Here is a 17,061-nt window from a genome sequence, read left to right on the forward strand (position 1 = left end):
CTCGGCCGGGGATTTGTGCTGACTCGGCGGGGATTTGTGCTGACTCAGCGGTGGCGGAGGTTGGCGAGATACGACTCGGCGTTGCGCTTGGTCTCCTCGACCGAGTCACCGCCGAACTTCTCCAGCACCGCGTCGGCCACGACCAGCGCCACCATCGCCTCGGCGACGATCCCGGCCGCGGGGACGGCGCAGACGTCCGAGCGCTGGTGGTGCGCGACGGCGGCTTCACCGGTGGCGACATCGACCGTACGCAGGGCGCGGGGCACGGTGGCGATCGGCTTCATCGCGGCGCGTACGCGCATCACCTCACCGGTCGTCATCCCGCCCTCGATCCCGCCCGAGCGACCCGACACCCGACGAATGCCCTCGTCGGTCGGCACGATCTCGTCGTGGGCGAGGGACCCGGGCGTCGCGGCGAGTTCGAAGCCGTCACCGACCTCGACGCCCTTGATCGCCTGGATGCCCATCAGGGCGCCGGCAAGTCTGGAGTCCAGGCGGCGGTCCCAGTGCACGTGAGACCCCAAGCCCGGCGGCAGGCCATGCACCACGACCTCCACGACACCGCCCAGGGTGTCGCCGTCCTTGTGGGCCTGGTCGATGCGGGCGACCATCGCCGCCGACGCCTCGGGGTCGAGGCACCGGACCGGATCCTCATCGAGGCGGGTCACGTCGTCAGGCATCGGGAGCACCCCCGCAGGCGCCTTCACCTCGGCCAGCGACACGACGTGGGAGACGATCCGAGCGCCGAGTGCCTGCTCCAGGAAGTTCGCCGCGACCTGACCCAACGCGACGCGGGCGGCGGTCTCGCGGGCCGAAGCGCGTTCGAGGATCGGCCGGGCTTCGTCGAAGTCGTACTTCTGCATCCCGGCGAGATCCGCGTGACCGGGGCGCGGCCGGGTGAGCGGCGCGTTGCGCGCCGACGACGCCAGCACCTCGGCGTCGACCGGGTCGGCGCTCATGACCTGCTCCCACTTGGGCCACTCGGTGTTGCCGACCTGGATCGCGACCGGACCACCCTGGGTCTTGCCATGGCGTACGCCGCCGGTGATCGTGACCTCGTCGGCCTCGAACTTCATCCGGGCACCACGGCCGTAGCCGAGGCGTCGACGAGCCAGCGCCGCGTCGAGGTCGGCGGTGGTGAGGCGTACGTGAGCGGGCAGGCCCTCCAGGATCGCCACCAAGGACGGTCCGTGGGATTCACCCGCGGTCAACCAGCGAAGCATGGGCGCCAGTGTTTCACGCGCGCCCGGGGCACCGGACCACCTCACCCCCAGACGAGACCCGCGAGCGGTTCGCCCCAGACAACACCGAGCAGCGCTCCGACGAGCATGAACGGCCCGAACGGATAGCCGGATCGGTCGACCCTACGAGTCAAGGTAAGCAGCAGGCCGAGCACACCACCCACAAAGAATCCGGCGTAGACGCCCACCACGAGGGCTGCCCACCCGACCGACCCGAGAGCCAGGCCGAGTACGCCGCTGAGTCGTACGTCGCCATACCCCAGGCCACGTGGATGGATCAGCCACAAGAGCAGATAGAAGCCACCGGCGATCAGCCAGCCCAGACCCGCGCGTACGACCGACTCGGCATCGCGTTCGAGAAGCCAGATCACCGCCAGGGCGGCAACGACGAAGGCGTACGACGGGGCGATCAGCCGCGTGGGCAGCAATCGCGTCTCCCAGTCGATCAGCCCCAACGCCACGCCGACCGGGACGAGCGGCCACCACAGGAGGAGCATGGAGTCCCCCGGCAGTGACCAACCGACCACGGCACCGGCCAGAGTCGCCCAGAGCACAGCCCAGACCTGCAAGCGCGGGCGACGCGCAAGGTCCACGTACGCGATCTTGTCCGCGGCGGGGTCGCTCGGTTCAGGCAGTCGTCGGATCAGCCACGGCACGGCAAGTCCGGCCAGCCCACACACCACCGAGCCGGTGAGCGCCCACGCCAGAGGGGCACTCACCCGAGCGCAGCCTCGCCGGAGGCGCGCATGGCATCGAGCGGCGCAGCAAGACCGGTGAACATCGTGAACTGCAAGGCAGCCTGGTTCACCAACAAGTCCAGTCCACCGACGAGCACCTGGCCACGCTGCCGAGCCGCTCGCGCAAGCGGAGTCGGCCACGGGTGATAAATCACGTCGAAGATCGCAGGCACTGCACCGGTGCGCTCCACCAGGGCATCATCTTGGGCCGTCGCCGGGATCGTGCTCACCACGACATCGCCCACGACAGGGTCGAGCAGGGACTCCACGACGACGAGAGCCCCCGCTTCGCGCAACGCCGCCACGCTCTCCGCGGCCCGCTCGGGCGAGCGGACCTGGATCGCCAACTCCACCGCACCGAGGTCGAGCAGGGCCAAGCCCACCGACGTCGCCGTCGCGCCTCCCCCCAAGATGACCGCACGCTCGACTGCCTCGACGCCCGCACCGGCCATCGCCGCGACCGCGCCGGGGACGTCGGTGTTGTCCCCGTGCACGCCATCGCCGTCGAGGATCAGCGTGTTCACCGCACCTGCTCGGCGTGCTGTCTCGGAGACCGAGGAGGACAGCTCCAACGCCTCGCGTTTGAGCGGCATCGTCACAGAGAGTCCGCGCCACGTGGCATCCAGCCCAGCCAGGACCTCGCGCAGCCCGCCGGCGGGCACCCGGTGGGCGTCGTACTCCCATGCCAACCCCACGGCCTGATATCCCGCACGATGCAGCACCGGAGACAACGAGTGCGCAATGGGGTCACCCAGCACCCCACACCGGCGTACGTCCGACGTCGTCATCGCTCAGCAGGCGTCGGAGGTCGTGCAGTATTGCTGGTATTCGGCCTTGCCTGCGAGGAAGCCGTTGTAGTCCTCGTAGAACTTGGTCTCGCCAGTCTTGAGGTTGACGGTGACGTAGTAGTACCAGTTGCCCTCGGCCGGGTGGGTCGCCGCCTGGATGGCGTCATCACCGGGAGCCTCGATGGGGGTCGGCGGGAGACCCGGGGTCTTGTACGTGTTGTATGGCGACGTCGCGACGCTCTCGATCTCGTCGAGGGTCAAGGTGATGGTGCCCTTGCGATCGAGTGCGTAGTTCACTGCGGCGTCGATCTGGAGCAGGCCGTTGGTGCCGCCCTTGTCGCCGGGACCATCCAGTCGGTTGTAGATCACCCGGGCGACCTTCGCCATGTCGTCGCCGCGACCCTCGGCCTCGACCAGCGAGGCGATGGTCATGATCTCCGCGGGTGTCTTGCCGAGAGCTGCCGCACGTGCCTCGAGTTGGTTCTCCTCGGCGGCCTGGCGCCAGCGGTCGACCATCTTCTTCAGCATCACCCTGGGGGTGTCCTTGGGGCCGAAGTCGTAGGTGGAGGGGAAGAGGTAACCCTCGGGATTGCCCTCGGCGTAGTCGGGCAGGCCGAGGGGAGCCGGGTTCGCCAGCACCTTTTCGAACGCCGAGGCATCGAAGTCGGTCTTGTCCGCGAGAATTTCGACCACGTCCTTGACGCGCAAGCCTTCCGGGATGGTTACGGAGTTCTTCACGATGTTGCCCGGATCGACCAACACCTCGATCGCATCGGCCGACGGCATCTCTTTCTGCAACTGGTAGTAGCCGACCTGGATACCACTCGACTTGGGCTCGGCCTGCGCGGCCGAGATGAAGGAGTCGACCGACTTCACCACGCCTTTGGACTTCAAGTCGCGGCCCATCTGCGCGATCGTGTCGCCCTGCTCGACCGCGAACAGCACCTTGCCGTGACCGGGGCCCGGGTAGTCCCCGGGGGACGCGAGCTTGGACTTGGCGAAGTCGACGGCCTTGAGGAAGCCGAAGGTGCCACCACCGATCAGCACCGCGATCGCCCCCAGGACGGCAAGACAGCCTTTGAGGCCACCAAGGCGCCGCTTGCGTCGGCGACCACCCTCGGGCGGGTAGTCGTCTGCGTAGTCGGCGTCAGTCTCACGAGCCTCGCTCATGCCTCAGTGCTCTCTTCCTGGTCTGGGTCCCCGACGGCCACGGCCTCCCCGGGAGGTCGACCGGTGGCACGCTCGGTGTCGAGGGCGGTCTGCAAGATGAGTACGGCTGCCGCCTGGTCGATCACCTCACGCTGTCGGTGGGCTTTGCGACCCTGCTCGCGCAGCATCGCCGATGCCGACACAGTAGTCAGTCGCTCATCGGCGAGGCGGACAGGAACGGGCGCGACTCGCCGGGCGAGGCGCGCGGCGAAGTCTCGTACCTTCTCCGCCGCAGGACCTTCGTGACCACTCAACGAGCGCGGCAGACCGACGACTACTTCGACCGCTTCCACCTCCTGCACCAGCGCCGTGATGCGCTGGAGGTCGCCACGACCGCGGCGTACGGTCTCGACAGGCGTGGCCAGGAATCCGGTCGGATCACTGCGGGCAACGCCGATCCGCGCATCGCCCGGGTCTATCCCGAGCCGGGTGCCGAAGCGCACGTCAGGCCCCGACCACGCGGCCGATCTCGGTGCGCGCGAGTTCGAGCGCCTCGTCGACCCGGCTGACGTCCGAGCCGCCACCCTGGGCCATGTCGTCCTTGCCGCCGCCCTTGCCGTTGAGCACGGGCGCGATGGCGCGCAGCAGTTCGCCGGCCTTGACGCCGCGTTCGCGAGCCAGATCGTTGGTCGCGGTCACGATCGCCGCCTTGCCGTCGGCCACGCCGACGATCACCACGACGCCGGGTTCGCCCTGCGGCAGCTTGCCGCGTACGTCCATCGCCAACTGACGTGCCTCGGCGCCACCCGCGCCGTCCGCACGGTGGGCGACGACCTTGATCGGACCTAGTTGGGCTGCGTCCTGGGCAAGCTCGCCGGAGGCAGCCAGCAGTTGCTGGGTGCGGACCTTCTCGATCTCCTTCTCCGCGACGCGCAACTTCTCCACGATCGAGGCGACCCGCTCGGGCAACTCCTCCGGGCGCGCCTTGAGCGCATCGGCGAGCTGGTTGACGATCACGTGCTCGCGGGCCAGGAATCGGTAGGCATCGCCCCCGACGAGCGCCTCGACCCGGCGTACGCCCGATCCGATGGACGACTCGCCCAGCAGCTTGATCACGCCGAGCTGGCCCGAGCGCTCGGTGTGGGTACCACCGCACAGTTCGCGGGCCCAGTCACCGACGGAGATCACCCGCACGGTGTCGCCGTACTTCTCCCCGAAGAGCGCCATCGCCCCGGACTTCACCGCGTCGGCCTGGGACATGTATTCGGCGTGCACCGTGAGGTCGTCGAGCACCACGTCGTTGACGCGCGCCTCGACGTCGGCCATCACGCTGCTTGGCACCGCACCGGAAGCGGAGAAGTCGAAACGGAACCGTCCCGGCGCGTTCTCCGAACCTGCCTGCGTGGCCGTCTCCCCCAGCGCCTCTCGAAAGGCCTTGTGCACCATGTGGGTCGCGGTGTGCGCCCGCGAGATCGAACGGCGACGCGCCAGGTCGACGATGCTCTGCGCCGGGGTGCCGACACTGACCTCGCCGTCGAGTACGACTGCCTTGTGCACGATCAGTCCGGTGATGGGTGACTGCACGTCGCGCACTTCCACGCGAGCCCCGTTGCCGAGTTCGATCACGCCGGTGTCGGCCAACTGGCCGCCGCCCTCGGCGTAGAAGGGCGTGCGATCCAAGACGAGTTCGATCTCGTCACCCGCGTGCGCGGTGCCGGCCACGGCACCATTGGTGACGATGCCGCGGACCGCCCCCTCGGTGACGGTCTCGACGTAGCCGGTGAAGTCGACGGCAGAGCCGAGTGAGTCGGCGATCTCGCGATAGGCGGCCGTGTTGGCGTGGGCGCCCTTCTTGGCACGCGAATCGGCCTTGGCTCGGTCGCGCTGCTCCTGCATGAGGCGGCGGAAGCCGTCCTCGTCGACCTGGAGGCCCTGCTCGTGGGCCATCTCCAGGGTCAGATCGATCGGGAACCCATAAGTGTCGTGCAGCGCGAAGGCCTCGCTGCCGCCCAGGGTGGCGCCCCCGCCGGCCTTCACCTTTGCCGCGGCCTGGTCGAAGATCACGGTGCCGGACTTGAGAGTCGTACGGAAGGCTTCTTCCTCGGCATAGGCGACCGTGGAGATGCGTTCCCAGTCACCGATGAGATTGCTGTAGGTCTCCCCCATCTTGTCGCGACTGATCGGCATCAACTCTGGCAGCGCGCGGTCTTCGTAGCCGAGCAGACGTACGGACCGGATCGCGCGACGCATCAGCCGGCGCAAGACATAGCCGCCGCCTTCGTTGCCGGGAGTGACACCGTCACCGATCAGCATCATCGACGAGCGGATGTGGTCGGCAATGACACGGAAGCGCACGTCGTCTTGGGGATTGGCCCCGTAGGTCTTGCCGGTCAGTTCCTCGGCCTTGGCAATGACCGGGAACATCACGTTGATCTCGTACATGTTGGCCTTGCCCTGCATCAGCAAGGCGATGCGTTCCAGGCCCATGCCGGTGTCGATGTTCTGCTTCGGCAGCGGGCCCACGACGTCGAAGTCCTCCTTGGACCGGACTGCCGACAGTTCCTCCTGCATGAAGACCAGGTTCCAGATCTCCAGCAGCCGGTCCTCCAGCGGGAACGGCATGTCGGGACCGAGGTCGGCCGGGTTGAACTCCGGGCCGAAGTCCGGGCCGCGGTCATAGAGGATCTCCGAGCAGGGACCGCCGGGCCCCGGCACGCCCATCGACCAGTAGTTCTCCTTCCGGCCCAGCCGCAGGATCCGCTCGTCGGGCAGGCCAGTGGTCTTCTTCCAGAACCTCAGCGCGTCGTCGTCGCCCACCAGGATGGACGGATAGAGCCTGGACTCCTCCAGGCCGAAGCCGCCCTCGGCGACCGGCTTGGTGACCAGGTCCCACGCGAGTTCGACGGCGCCTTCCTTGAAGTAGTCGCCGAACGAGAAGTTGCCGCACATCTCGAAGAACGTGCCGTGTCGCGTGGTCTTGCCGACGTCCTCGATGTCAGGGGTGCGGATGCACTTCTGCACGCTGGTCGCGCGGTCGTATGGAGGCGTCTCCTGGCCCAGGAAGTAGGGCTTGAACGGCACCATGCCGGCATTGACGAACAGCAGTGTCGGGTCATCGAGCAGCAGCGATGCCGAGGGCACGACGGTGTGCTTGCCGACACTCGTGTTGTCGGCGAAGTGGGCCTGGAATCGGCGCCGGATCTCCGCGGTGTCCATGCGTGTACTGCTCCCTGCTTGGTGACTGGTGTTGTCGTTGTTGCGCGTCGGGAAACCCTAGCGCGGCCGCCTTTCGTACGATCTCGTGGCAACCCTCAGCGGGCAAGCAGGTTTCGCGGCGGCTCTCAGTCATCTTGCGCCCACGCCGCGCAGGGAAGTGCCAGGTAGACACCAAGGCCTGTCGCTCCAGATGCCTGAACCAGTGCCTTGCGAAGCTGGCTGACGCGCTCCTGCCGATTGGACGCCCGGCTCTCGGTCCACTTGGACCGGACCTCCACCACGATTCCAAGTCCTCCAGAATCCAGGGGGCCCCGCTCGCGCACTCGGATATCCACGTCACCCGGCTGCAGGTGACCGTCGTACGGCTCCTCTGGACAGTCGACGGCGACTGACACAGCGTGCGGCAAGGCCTGAAGCAGGAGACGGAGGGACTCACCGTCGACATCACGCGCGCAGGTGACTTCCACGATGGGCATGCAGACAATCTAGAAGACCCGCGGCATGCCAATGGCCCCGCGCCGGGCCGTGCGCGGGGTGGGGGCGGGGTCAACTTCGTGCTCGTGCGGGCGGAGACTCTTCGCCCCCATCCAGTCGAGTGGTGCCCCCGAAGTCGCGCAAATATCGGTGCCCGTGCGGGCTCGTCCACACCAGTTTCCCGGGTGAGGGCATCTCGACTCGCCAAGGTGACTGCGTCTTCAATCGATGATGTCGACGACAGATCGCGGTGAGATTCGAAGGTCTCGTGGGCCCGGACTGAGGCACACCGAGGGCGTCCGCTTCGTGGTCATAAGGCACCACATGGTCGATGTCGCAAGCCCGCGCTGGCCGTGAACACCAGGGAAAGGTGCAGGTGCCGTCACGCAAGATGACTTGCTCGCGCATGAGTGCCGGAACGGCATAGCCGAGCGCCACGTTGTCGCGCGCAAGGTCGATGACTGGCGCGACAGTCACTCGGGTGCGGGTGTGGCCGACCCATTCCTTGACCTGGTCCAACAAGATCAGGCGCTGACCCTGCTCCAGGCGGCCGATCGGGTCGAAATCCAGACCACCATCCCCGAGCACCGCCGCCGATAGGTGCACGTGCAGCACGACCTGTCGCGATGCACCGGCGCGTACACGGTCCAGTTCGGCGACAGCCTGGCCTTGATCGCCACCATTGAGGTCAAGCGCCTGCTGCGTGCGAGCCAGGTCACCGAGCGCCATGGAACGGCGCACGTCGAGCGACCCTTCGAAGCCGAGCGCTTTCAGCGCCTCGGCCCCGGCCGACAGGGCGTCATCGAGGTCGAGCGCCTCAGCCAAGTCGAGTTCGGCTTCGAAGCGCAAGGTGCCGGCGAAGTGGAGCGCGTCGCGGTGCAGCGTCGCGTGCCGGGGATCGACATGCTCCCAACCATCGACCGGGTCAGAGGCAGGATCGGGCGCTGCCAACTCGAACCGTTTGATCGCCTCCGCGACGAGACGCTCGACCTGTGCCGGCCCGACCTTCCCCACAACCGCGGCCACCTGCGCATCCACCCAAGCAGCGGCCTCCGGTGGCAGGCTCGGGCATGCGTGGATGGTCTCCTCGGCGACCAGCCGCGCCCGCCAACTGGCCACCCGGCCGGCGTGCACGAGTGCCCAGAGTCTTGGCAGCCGATGGCGCAGTTCCAATGCGTGGCCGATCAGCTTCTTGGCCGAAGTTGTCGAGATGCCCATCTCGGTGCCGAACTCCGCAACCGCGTGCTCGGCCACGAGCGGGCAGCCGTCACCGGCAAGCGACTCACCACCGTCGAGCCCAGGGGCCGCAAACGTGGCCGCGTAGGCCGGATGCTCCGGCGGGTGTGCGTCAGCCCAGGCGACTGCACAGCGCAACTTCAGCGCGCTCGCTTCGTCCTCGACCCGCAGCGCCTCGCGCGCGGTCGCGAGGATGCGGGCGGGTGATTGATCGCCCACGTCGCTCCCCATCTCGGGGAGTGCGATCGCGGTGTTGGACATGGGTCCACTGAACACGCGACCACCGACATTTAGGAGGCTCAAACGCCCTTGTCCACAAGGGAGATCGGGACTGTGATCCAACCGTTATCGGCATGAATGGCGGCCAGGATTTCACGTGCCCTTGAGCTTCCGATGGCCCGGTGAGCCAGGCAACTACTTGCCGCGCACGATCTTGCGGATCCGCTCCCAGCGTTCCTTGATCGCGGCTTCGGCGCCCAGGGAGGTGGGTTCGTAATAGCGCGCGTCGATGACGACGTCCGGGGCGTACTGCTGCTTGGCGATGCCGAACGGCTCGTCGTGCGAATAGACGTACGACGCCCCGTGCCCGATCTTCTTCGCGCCGCCATAGTGCGCGTCGCGCAGGTGCGGCGGCACCTGGCCGATCTTGCCGGCGCGTACGTCGGCCGAAGCCGCGTCGATCGCCTTGATCACGGCATTGGACTTCGGCGCGACCGCCAGCGCGATGGTGGCTTGAGCCAGATTGAGGCGGGCCTCCGGCATCCCGATCAACTGCACCGCCTGAGCAGCTGCGACCGCGGTGGTCAGGGCGGTGGGGTCGGCCAGCCCGATGTCCTCGGACGCCAAGATCACCAGACGGCGGGCGATGAACCGTGGATCCTCCCCGGCCTCCATCATCCGCGCCAGATAGTGCAGGGCCGCGTCGGCATCCGAGCCCCTGATCGACTTGATGAAGGCGCTCGTCACGTCATAGTGCTGATCGCCCTGGCGGTCATAGCGCACGGCCGCCTGATCAACCGCTGTCTCGGCGGTCGCGAGGTCGATCACCGACGACGACTTCGAGGCAGCCGCCGAGGACGCCGCCTCCAGATAGGTCAGCGAGCGGCGAGCATCGCCACCGGCGAGTCGTACGAGGTGCTCGCGCGCGTCGTCGTCCAAGGTGAAGCGGTCCGCAAGGCCGCGTGCATCGGTCAAGGCCGAGGCAATGACCCCGCGAATGTGGTCGTCGGTCAGCGACTCCAGCCGCAACAGCAGACTGCGCGATAGCAGCGGCGAGATCACCGAGAAGAACGGATTCTCCGTGGTGGCCGCGATCAGTGTCACCCAGCGGTTCTCGACACCGGGCAACAACGCGTCCTGCTGGGCCTTGGTGAACCGGTGCACCTCGTCGACGAAGAGCACGGTTTCGCGCCCCGTGCGGATCAGGTCATTGCGTGCTGTATCGATCGCGGCTCGCACTTCCTTGACCCCCGCCGCGACGGCAGAGACCTCGACGAAGCGACGGTCGGTCTGCTGGCTGACGATGCCCGCGATCGTGGTCTTGCCGGTGCCGGGAGGTCCCCACAACAGCAGCGACATCGACTGGTCGCCCTCGATCAGTTGCCTTAGCGGCGCTCCCGGGGCACGCAACTGCTCTTGGCCGACCAACTCGTCGAGCGTGCGCGGTCGCATGCGTACGGCCAGCGGCGCCGACGCGCTGGTGTTGGCGGCCAAGGAGCCACCACCCGTGACCGGGCGTTCCCCAGGGAGAGAGAACAGACCCTGCGAAGAGTCAGACGAGTCAGGCAGAGACGATCGCCTGCTTCTTCACGTCGAACCATTCGTTGGCATAGCCAGGCTGCTCCAACTGCGGGTGCGCGGATCCCGAAGGTGCACCACCCGAGTCGACACCCAGCACGCTGGTGGTCACCGGAGACGCCGGGTGTTGACCCAGCTCGCCGGCAAAGTGACAGGCCACCTTGTGGCGGGGCCCGATCTGCAACAGCGGCGGCTCGACCTTGGCGCAGATGTCCTGAGCCAGATGACAACGCGTACGGAAACGGCACCCCGAAGGCGGGTTGATCGGGGACGGGACGTCACCCTCCAAACGGATCCGCTCACGGCGACCGCCCACCGCAGCCTGCTTCACGTCCGGCACCGCCGAGAGCAATGCCTGGGTGTACGGGTGGTGGGCGCGGTTGTAGATCGTGTCGCGGTCGCCGATCTCGACGATCTTGCCCAGATACATCACCGCGATCTCGGGGCAGAAGTGGCGTACGACCGCCAAGTCGTGGGCGATGAACAAGAACGCGATGTTGAACTCGCGCTGCAAGTCCTGAAGCAGGTTGATCACCTGGGCCTGGATCGACACGTCCAGCGCGGACACCGGCTCATCAGCCACGAGGAGACGCGGGTTGAGGGTCAGCGCGCGAGCGATTCCGATGCGCTGGCGCTGACCGCCGGAGAACTCGTTGGGATAACGGTTGTAGTGCTCGGGGTTGAGGCCGACGACCTCCAACAACTCCTGCACGCGCTTGAGCACCTGGTTCTTCGGGACGATCTTGTGCACCTCAAGCGGGGCCCCGACGATCGAGCCCACGGTGTGGCGTGGGTTGAGCGAGGTGTAGGGGTCCTGGAAGATCATCTGGACGTGGCGGCGCAACGGCTTGAGTTCGCGGTTGGACATCTTGGCGATGTCTTGGCCGTCGAAGATCATCGAGCCCGCGGTAGGGGTGTAAAGACGGGTGATCAGCCGGCCGGTCGTCGACTTGCCGCACCCTGACTCCCCCACCAGACCCAGTGAGCCACCCTCGGGCACCTCGAATGAGATCCCGTCGACAGCCTGCACGTGCCCGATCGTGCGCCGGATCAGCCCTTGCGACTTCACCGGGAAGTACATCTTCAGGTTGTCGACCGTCAGCACCGGCTTGGCATCAGGGTCAAGGGCTGTGGGCGCATTTCCCGATCCTGCGAGTTCCTCGAAGGACTCCGGGCCTACGCCTGCCTCGTGCTGTTGCGTGACGTCGTCGGGAAGTTCGCGAGACGTCTCCTCGGTCGCCTCCTGCTCACGAGTGGAGATGGGAGCTTCAAAGATCTCGTCCGGCTGATCGGTGCGTTCGGTCATCGGCTCTGCTCCTCGACGAGGTCAGGGGCGATCTCGGGAAGCACGTCTCGCCGATAGATCGCGTCGGGATTGGGCAGGTGACACCGCTTCAGATGACCGGCGCCGGTCGTCGGCAGCAGGTCAGGCAGCGTCGTGGCGCACAGATTGCCGGCCACCTCGTCCTTGTAGACGCACCGCGGGTGGAAGGCGCAACCGGACGGAGGGCTCAGCAGGCTCGGCGGGTTGCCAGGGATGGGGATCAGGCGGGCATTGGGGTCCGAGGACACGTCGGCGACGCTGCCCAGGAGTCCCCAGGTGTACGGCATCTCGGGTTGCGTCAACAGCGTCTTGGTCGCGCCCTTCTCCACGCAACGCCCGGCGTACATCACCAGCACGTCGTCGGCCATCTCGGCGATCACACCGAGATCGTGGGTGATGATCACCACGGCCGAGTTGAACTCACGCTGGAGGTCTTGGAGCAGGTCGAGGATCTGCGCCTGGACCGTCACGTCGAGGGCGGTCGTCGGCTCGTCGGCGATCAGCAGCGACGGGTCGTTGATCAGGCCCATCGCGATCATCGCCCGCTGACGCATACCGCCGGAGAACTGGTGCGGGAAGTCGTCCACGCGTCGGTCCGGCTGCGGGATGCCCACGCGGTCGAGCATGTCGATGGCCTTGCGTCGGGCATCACGCTTGGAGGCCTTGGGGTGGTGCACGAGGTACGCCTCCGCCAACTGCGCACCCACCTTGTAGAAGGGGTGCAGTGCCGCCAGCGCATCTTGGAAGATCATCGCCATCGCGTTGCCGCGCAACTTGCGCATGCCGGACTCACCGAGGCCGACGATCTCCTGGCCTCCCACCCGGATCGAGCCGGTGATCCGGCTGGATTTCGGCGTCGTGCAGGCCCAGCACCGCCATGCTGGACACCGACTTGCCGGAGCCGGACTCGCCCACGATGCCCAGCGTCTTGCCGAGTTCGAGGGAATAGCTCAACCCCGTGACCGCGGACACCAGACCGTCCTCGGTGGGGAACCTGACGGTGAGATCCTCGACGACGAGGAAAGGTTCGCCGTCTGGGGACGAGTGGCGAGCCACAGGAGTCTCGGTCACGACAGCCTCACTCGCGGGTCGAGGATCGAATAGATCACGTCGACGATCAGGTTGGACAAGATCAGCACGGCTGCGCTGAAGAGGGCAGTGGCCGACACTACCGGCAGGTCCTTGCTGGTGACGGCTTGCAGACTCCAATAGCCGATGCCGTTGATGCCGAAGATCTTCTCGGTGAAGATCGTGCCCGCCAACAAGGTGCCGAACTCGATGCCGAAGATGGTCACGACCGGCACCAGCGCGGAGCGTAAGGCGTGTTTGTAGACGACCGTACGGGTGGGTAGTCCCTTGGCCTTGGCGGTGCGGATGTAATCCTCGCTCAGGGTCTCGACCATCGAACCGCGCGCATAACGGGTATAGGTCGTACAGCCGAAGATGCCCAGACAGATCCAGGCGAGCAGCAGGCCGGAGAACCACGGCCAGGGATTGCTCAACTTGAAGTCGTTGTAGCCCGGGTTGCCGATCAGCGGCGCCTCCCATTTCAAGGTGAGGAAGAGCCAGGTCAACAGGGCGAACAAGTAATAGGGAACAGAGCTGACGACCAGGAAGCTCGACACCAGCAGTTTGTCCCCGAGGGTGCCTCGTCTTCGCGCTGCTGCGATGCCGATGGGAATGCCGAGGGCCAGGTAGAGGAACGATCCGCCGATGGCGACGGAGAAGGTGGCCGGCAGGCGCTCCTTCATCTCCGAGAAGACCGGCTGGGCCGTGCGGTAGCTGTAACCCAGACAGGGGGCCGCACAGGGCTTGACATTGCCGGGACCGAACTCGATCTCACGCCCGACGAACACGCCCTTCATGTACTTGCCGTATTCGTCGACCCAGGAGTTGTTGAAGCCCATCGCCTCTTCGAAACGTTGCAGCCGCTCGGGCGTACAGCGGTTGCTGGTCTCGCGGTCGCAGATCGGCTGGGCCGGTGACGCGGGTCCGTACCAGAAGAGCAAGAAGATGCTCAGCGAAACGAGGAACAGCACGACGGTGCCGGCCAGAAGTCGCTTCACGATGTAGGCGAACAACTGCTTACCTCCACTCGGGGTCCCGCAACATTAGAGGGGTACGGGTTGGGTCAAGGCTGGCCAGTGGGGGCCTTCGGATTCCGAAGACCCCCACCGACTCAGATGTTGCTAGACACTCTGTCGAGTGTGATGAGCACGAGGCTCATCACTTCATGACGTAGAGGTCCTTGTAGTTGGGCGCACCGAGCGCACCGTCACCGGTCGGGTTGCCGATCTTCTCACCGAAGGTGAACAGGTCGTTGCGGAACGCGGTCGGGATGATCGGCAGGTACTCGGTGCCGACCTTCTCGTCCAGGTCACCCCAGGCAGCAGCCTGGTCCTCGAGCGGCATGGTGTAGATCGCGTCCATAGCGTCGTCGATCTCCGCCTCCGAGAATTGGGCGGTGTTGTAGACGGCGCCGGTCTTGATCAGCGGCGGGAGCATGGTGGAGCCCGACGGCCAGTCCGAGCACCAGTTCACGCCACGCAGGTTGAGCTTCTTGTTGATCTTGTTGTCGGGGTCGAGCCAGTAGGAGTACGGCGACTCGGTCTCCGGGATCGGGTAGCCCTTCACCGAGAAGCCACCCTCCTCCAGGCCCTTCTTGATCTGCTCGAAGGACGCCTTGGCCAGGCTCTCCTCGGAGTAGAGCATCTCGATCTGGTAGTCACCGGGCTCGTAGCCGGCTTCCTTGAGGAGTTCCTTGGACTTCTCGGCGTCGTACTTGAACTGCTCGCCGTCCGCGTAGTACTCCTTCTTGCCCGCCATGCCCGGGGGCATCATCGAGTTGGCCGGAACACGGGTGACGCCCGGAAGCTCACCGCTGGCCAGCCAGACCGACTCGTACGGGTAGGCCCAGGCCAGCGCCTTGCGGACCTCGAGCTCCTTGATCTTGGTGTAGTCCGGCGACCAGAAGCTGGTGCACTGTGCCGACTGCTGCACCAGGCGGTCGCCGAGCTCGGCGTCGGCCTTGGTGTAGTTGTCGGAACCGAGGCTGGCCGACAGCGCGGTCTGCGACTCGGTGTTGCCGCTCAGCATGATCTCGTCGACCTGAGCCTGGTCGGCGTTGAACTTGAAGACCCACGAGTCGGCGTACTGGTGGCGAGCCGGGTCGGAGTCGGGGCTCCACTGGTCGTTCTTGACCAGGACGAGCTCCTCCTCGGGACGGAAGGACTCAACCTTGTAGGGGCCGGTCGCCCACGGCTTCTTGCCGTAGTCGGGCGGCTGGGACGCGTCACCGAGCGGCGCCGGGCCCATCGCCATGAAGGCGCCCCAGTAGTCCATGTCCGGGAACGGGGTGGACATCTTGATGGTCACGGTGCGGGCGTCGTTGTCGAACGAGATGCCGTTCCACTTCTTGCCCTTGTCGGTGTAGGGGCCGGCGTACTTGTTCGCGCCCTTGAAGAAGTGCGTCGAGTACTCCGTACCGGGGCCGGACGGGAACTGCTTGGAGTCCAGCGAGCGGGTAATGCCGAAGGCGACCTCTTCCGCGGTGACCGGGTCACCGGTCTCCCAGGTGGCATCGTCACGGATGGTGAAGGTCCACTCGGTGAAGTCGTCGTTGGGCGTGCCCAGGTCCTCGGCGAGGTCGGGAACCAGGATCATCTCGCCCGACTCGTTGTCACGCGCGTACTGCGTCAGCGACCGGTTGACCAGAGCCTGCTGGATCGAGTTGCCCGTGACGGACCAGCCGCCGGTGGGGTCGAGGTCCGTGGGGCCGGGGTCGCTGGGCAGGTACACCGTGATGGTGCCGCCAGTGGCCGCTCCGTCGACCTCGGGCGCCGGGCCTTGACGCTCGGCGTCCTTGGCGATGGTTTCCTCAGTGCCCTTGAAGGTGCGGTCATTCGTGGGCGTGTCGCCGTCGTCCGAGCCCGAACCGCCACACGCGGCCAGGGAGAACAACGCAACGCCGGTGGCAATCGCAAAAAGCGGCTTGCTCCGTCTCATGCTGTCCAGCCTTTCTGTTTCTTTGATTCGTACCGGCTCCGGACTGGGGCACGGTGACGTGTTGTGGAGACCCGTCAGCGCCGGGTCTTGGGGTCGAGGGCGTCGCGGATCGCGTCACCCAGCAGGTTGAGGGAGAGGACCAGCAGCACGATGCCGATCATCGGTTCGTACAGATACAGCGGATAATTGTCGAAGTAGCGCGTCGCCTTGTCGATCGTCTGGCCCCAGGACGCCCCCGAGGTGACACCGATGCCCAGGTAAGCCAGTCCGGCCTCAGCCGCCACGAAGCCAGGCAGCAACAGTGACGACGCGATGATCAGCGGCGCGGCCAGATTAGGCAGCAATTCCTTGATCATGATGCGGCTGGTCGGCATGCCCAGCACCCGGGCGGCCTGGACGAACTCGCGTTCGCGCAAGGAAAGCACCTCACCGCGGATGATGCGCGCGATGCCCATCCAGCCGAAGATCGCCAACACCCCGATCAGCACGAACCGCTGGATCGTGAAGTAGTGCTCACTGGTGGAGAACCGCTGGTTGATGATCGGCGCCAAGGTGAGCGCGGCCAAGAGGAACGGCACCGTCAAGAAGAAGTCGGTGATGAACGAGATCACCTTGTCGACCTTGCCGCCCAAGAAGCCGGCCGTCAGGCCCATGAACAGGCCGAAGAGCACCGCGAAGAGCGTCGCGCTGCCGGCGATCACCAAGGACGTACGGCAGCCGTAGACCCAGTGGGCCAGGTTGTCGTCACCGGTCTTCGGCGCGACACCGAACGGGTGCTCAGGATCGAAACCATGGTTGGGCGGGCCCTTCTTGGGCAGCTGGCTCAACGGGTCCAGCACGTCGATCGCGAACTGCGTCTCCAGGGACACCCCGAAGACCTTGGCGATCACACCGGCGAAGATCGCGACCAGGATGAAGAACAGTGCGATGCATGCACACACGACGGCGATCTTGTCCTTGCGCAACCGGCCAAGGGCGATCTGCATCGGCGACTTGCCGCTGATCTCCTTGGCTTTGGTGCTGTTGGGATCGTCGAGCTTCGCCTCGTCGCTCAAGGCACCGAGTGTCTCGGGCCCTGCCGTGGGTGTCGCCAT

The 17,061-nt window shown here is 66.3% G+C and carries 15 protein-coding genes; all 15 read right to left on the reverse strand.

The window, feature by feature from the left end:
* Window positions 1-44 precede the first annotated feature (44 nt).
* Window positions 45-1,223: a chorismate synthase gene (gene aroC / locus V9G04_08585; protein ID MEI2713341.1), complete on the reverse strand. Its 1,179-nt coding sequence runs from the start codon at window positions 1,221-1,223 to the stop codon at window positions 45-47.
* Window positions 1,224-1,264: 41 nt separating this feature from the next.
* The gene (locus V9G04_08590) at window positions 1,265-1,960 is read right to left on the reverse strand and encodes an A24 family peptidase (GenBank protein MEI2713342.1); all 696 of its coding nucleotides are present in this window, start codon (window positions 1,958-1,960) and stop codon (window positions 1,265-1,267) included.
* On the reverse strand, window positions 1,957-2,766 hold the full coding sequence (locus V9G04_08595) for a shikimate dehydrogenase (protein MEI2713343.1): 810 nt from the start codon (window positions 2,764-2,766) through the stop codon (window positions 1,957-1,959). Before V9G04_08595 ends, V9G04_08590 begins: the two co-directional genes overlap by 4 nt.
* Window positions 2,767-2,769: 3 nt before the next feature.
* Window positions 2,770-3,936 (reverse strand): endolytic transglycosylase MltG, encoded by a 1,167-nt coding sequence (mltG, locus tag V9G04_08600; protein ID MEI2713344.1) that lies wholly within the window; start codon window positions 3,934-3,936, stop codon window positions 2,770-2,772.
* Window positions 3,933-4,418 (reverse strand): Holliday junction resolvase RuvX, encoded by a 486-nt coding sequence (gene ruvX, locus V9G04_08605; GenBank protein ID MEI2713345.1) that lies wholly within the window; start codon window positions 4,416-4,418, stop codon window positions 3,933-3,935. Before ruvX ends, mltG begins: the two co-directional genes overlap by 4 nt.
* 1 nt (window position 4,419) lies before the next feature.
* Complete coding sequence (gene alaS, locus V9G04_08610) at window positions 4,420-7,131, reverse strand: alanine--tRNA ligase (GenBank protein MEI2713346.1); 2,712 nt, start codon at window positions 7,129-7,131, stop codon at window positions 4,420-4,422.
* Window positions 7,132-7,256: 125 nt separating this feature from the next.
* Entirely contained in the window at window positions 7,257-7,607 is a 351-nt protein-coding gene (locus V9G04_08615) for a hypothetical protein (protein MEI2713347.1), read from the reverse strand.
* 70 nt (window positions 7,608-7,677) lie between these two features.
* Window positions 7,678-9,102 carry an HNH endonuclease signature motif containing protein gene (locus tag V9G04_08620; protein ID MEI2713348.1) on the reverse strand — a complete coding sequence of 475 codons (1,425 nt, stop codon included), beginning with the start codon at window positions 9,100-9,102 and terminating at the stop codon, window positions 7,678-7,680.
* A gap of 153 nt (window positions 9,103-9,255) precedes the next feature.
* Complete coding sequence (locus V9G04_08625) at window positions 9,256-10,512, reverse strand: replication-associated recombination protein A (protein ID MEI2713349.1); 1,257 nt, start codon at window positions 10,510-10,512, stop codon at window positions 9,256-9,258.
* 109 nt (window positions 10,513-10,621) lie between these two features.
* Window positions 10,622-11,944, reverse strand: coding sequence for a dipeptide ABC transporter ATP-binding protein (locus V9G04_08630; GenBank protein ID MEI2713350.1), 1,323 nt, complete (start codon window positions 11,942-11,944; stop codon window positions 10,622-10,624).
* A complete protein-coding gene (locus tag V9G04_08635) occupies window positions 11,941-12,783 on the reverse strand; it encodes an ABC transporter ATP-binding protein (GenBank protein ID MEI2713351.1) in 843 nt (280 codons plus the stop codon). The genes V9G04_08630 and V9G04_08635 overlap by 4 nt, the downstream gene beginning before the upstream one ends.
* On the reverse strand, window positions 12,752-13,033 hold the full coding sequence (locus V9G04_08640) for an ATP-binding cassette domain-containing protein (protein ID MEI2713352.1): 282 nt from the start codon (window positions 13,031-13,033) through the stop codon (window positions 12,752-12,754). The genes V9G04_08635 and V9G04_08640 overlap by 32 nt, the downstream gene beginning before the upstream one ends.
* Window positions 13,030-14,043: an ABC transporter permease gene (locus tag V9G04_08645; GenBank protein MEI2713353.1), complete on the reverse strand. Its 1,014-nt coding sequence runs from the start codon at window positions 14,041-14,043 to the stop codon at window positions 13,030-13,032. The genes V9G04_08640 and V9G04_08645 overlap by 4 nt, the downstream gene beginning before the upstream one ends.
* 145 nt (window positions 14,044-14,188) lie before the next feature.
* Window positions 14,189-15,967: an ABC transporter substrate-binding protein gene (locus V9G04_08650; protein MEI2713354.1), complete on the reverse strand. Its 1,779-nt coding sequence runs from the start codon at window positions 15,965-15,967 to the stop codon at window positions 14,189-14,191.
* Between the two features lie 74 nt (window positions 15,968-16,041).
* A complete protein-coding gene (locus V9G04_08655) occupies window positions 16,042-17,061 on the reverse strand; it encodes an ABC transporter permease (protein ID MEI2713355.1) in 1,020 nt (339 codons plus the stop codon).

This window comes from Nocardioides sp. (assembly GCA_037045645.1).
Taxonomy (GTDB): domain Bacteria; phylum Actinomycetota; class Actinomycetes; order Propionibacteriales; family Nocardioidaceae; genus Nocardioides.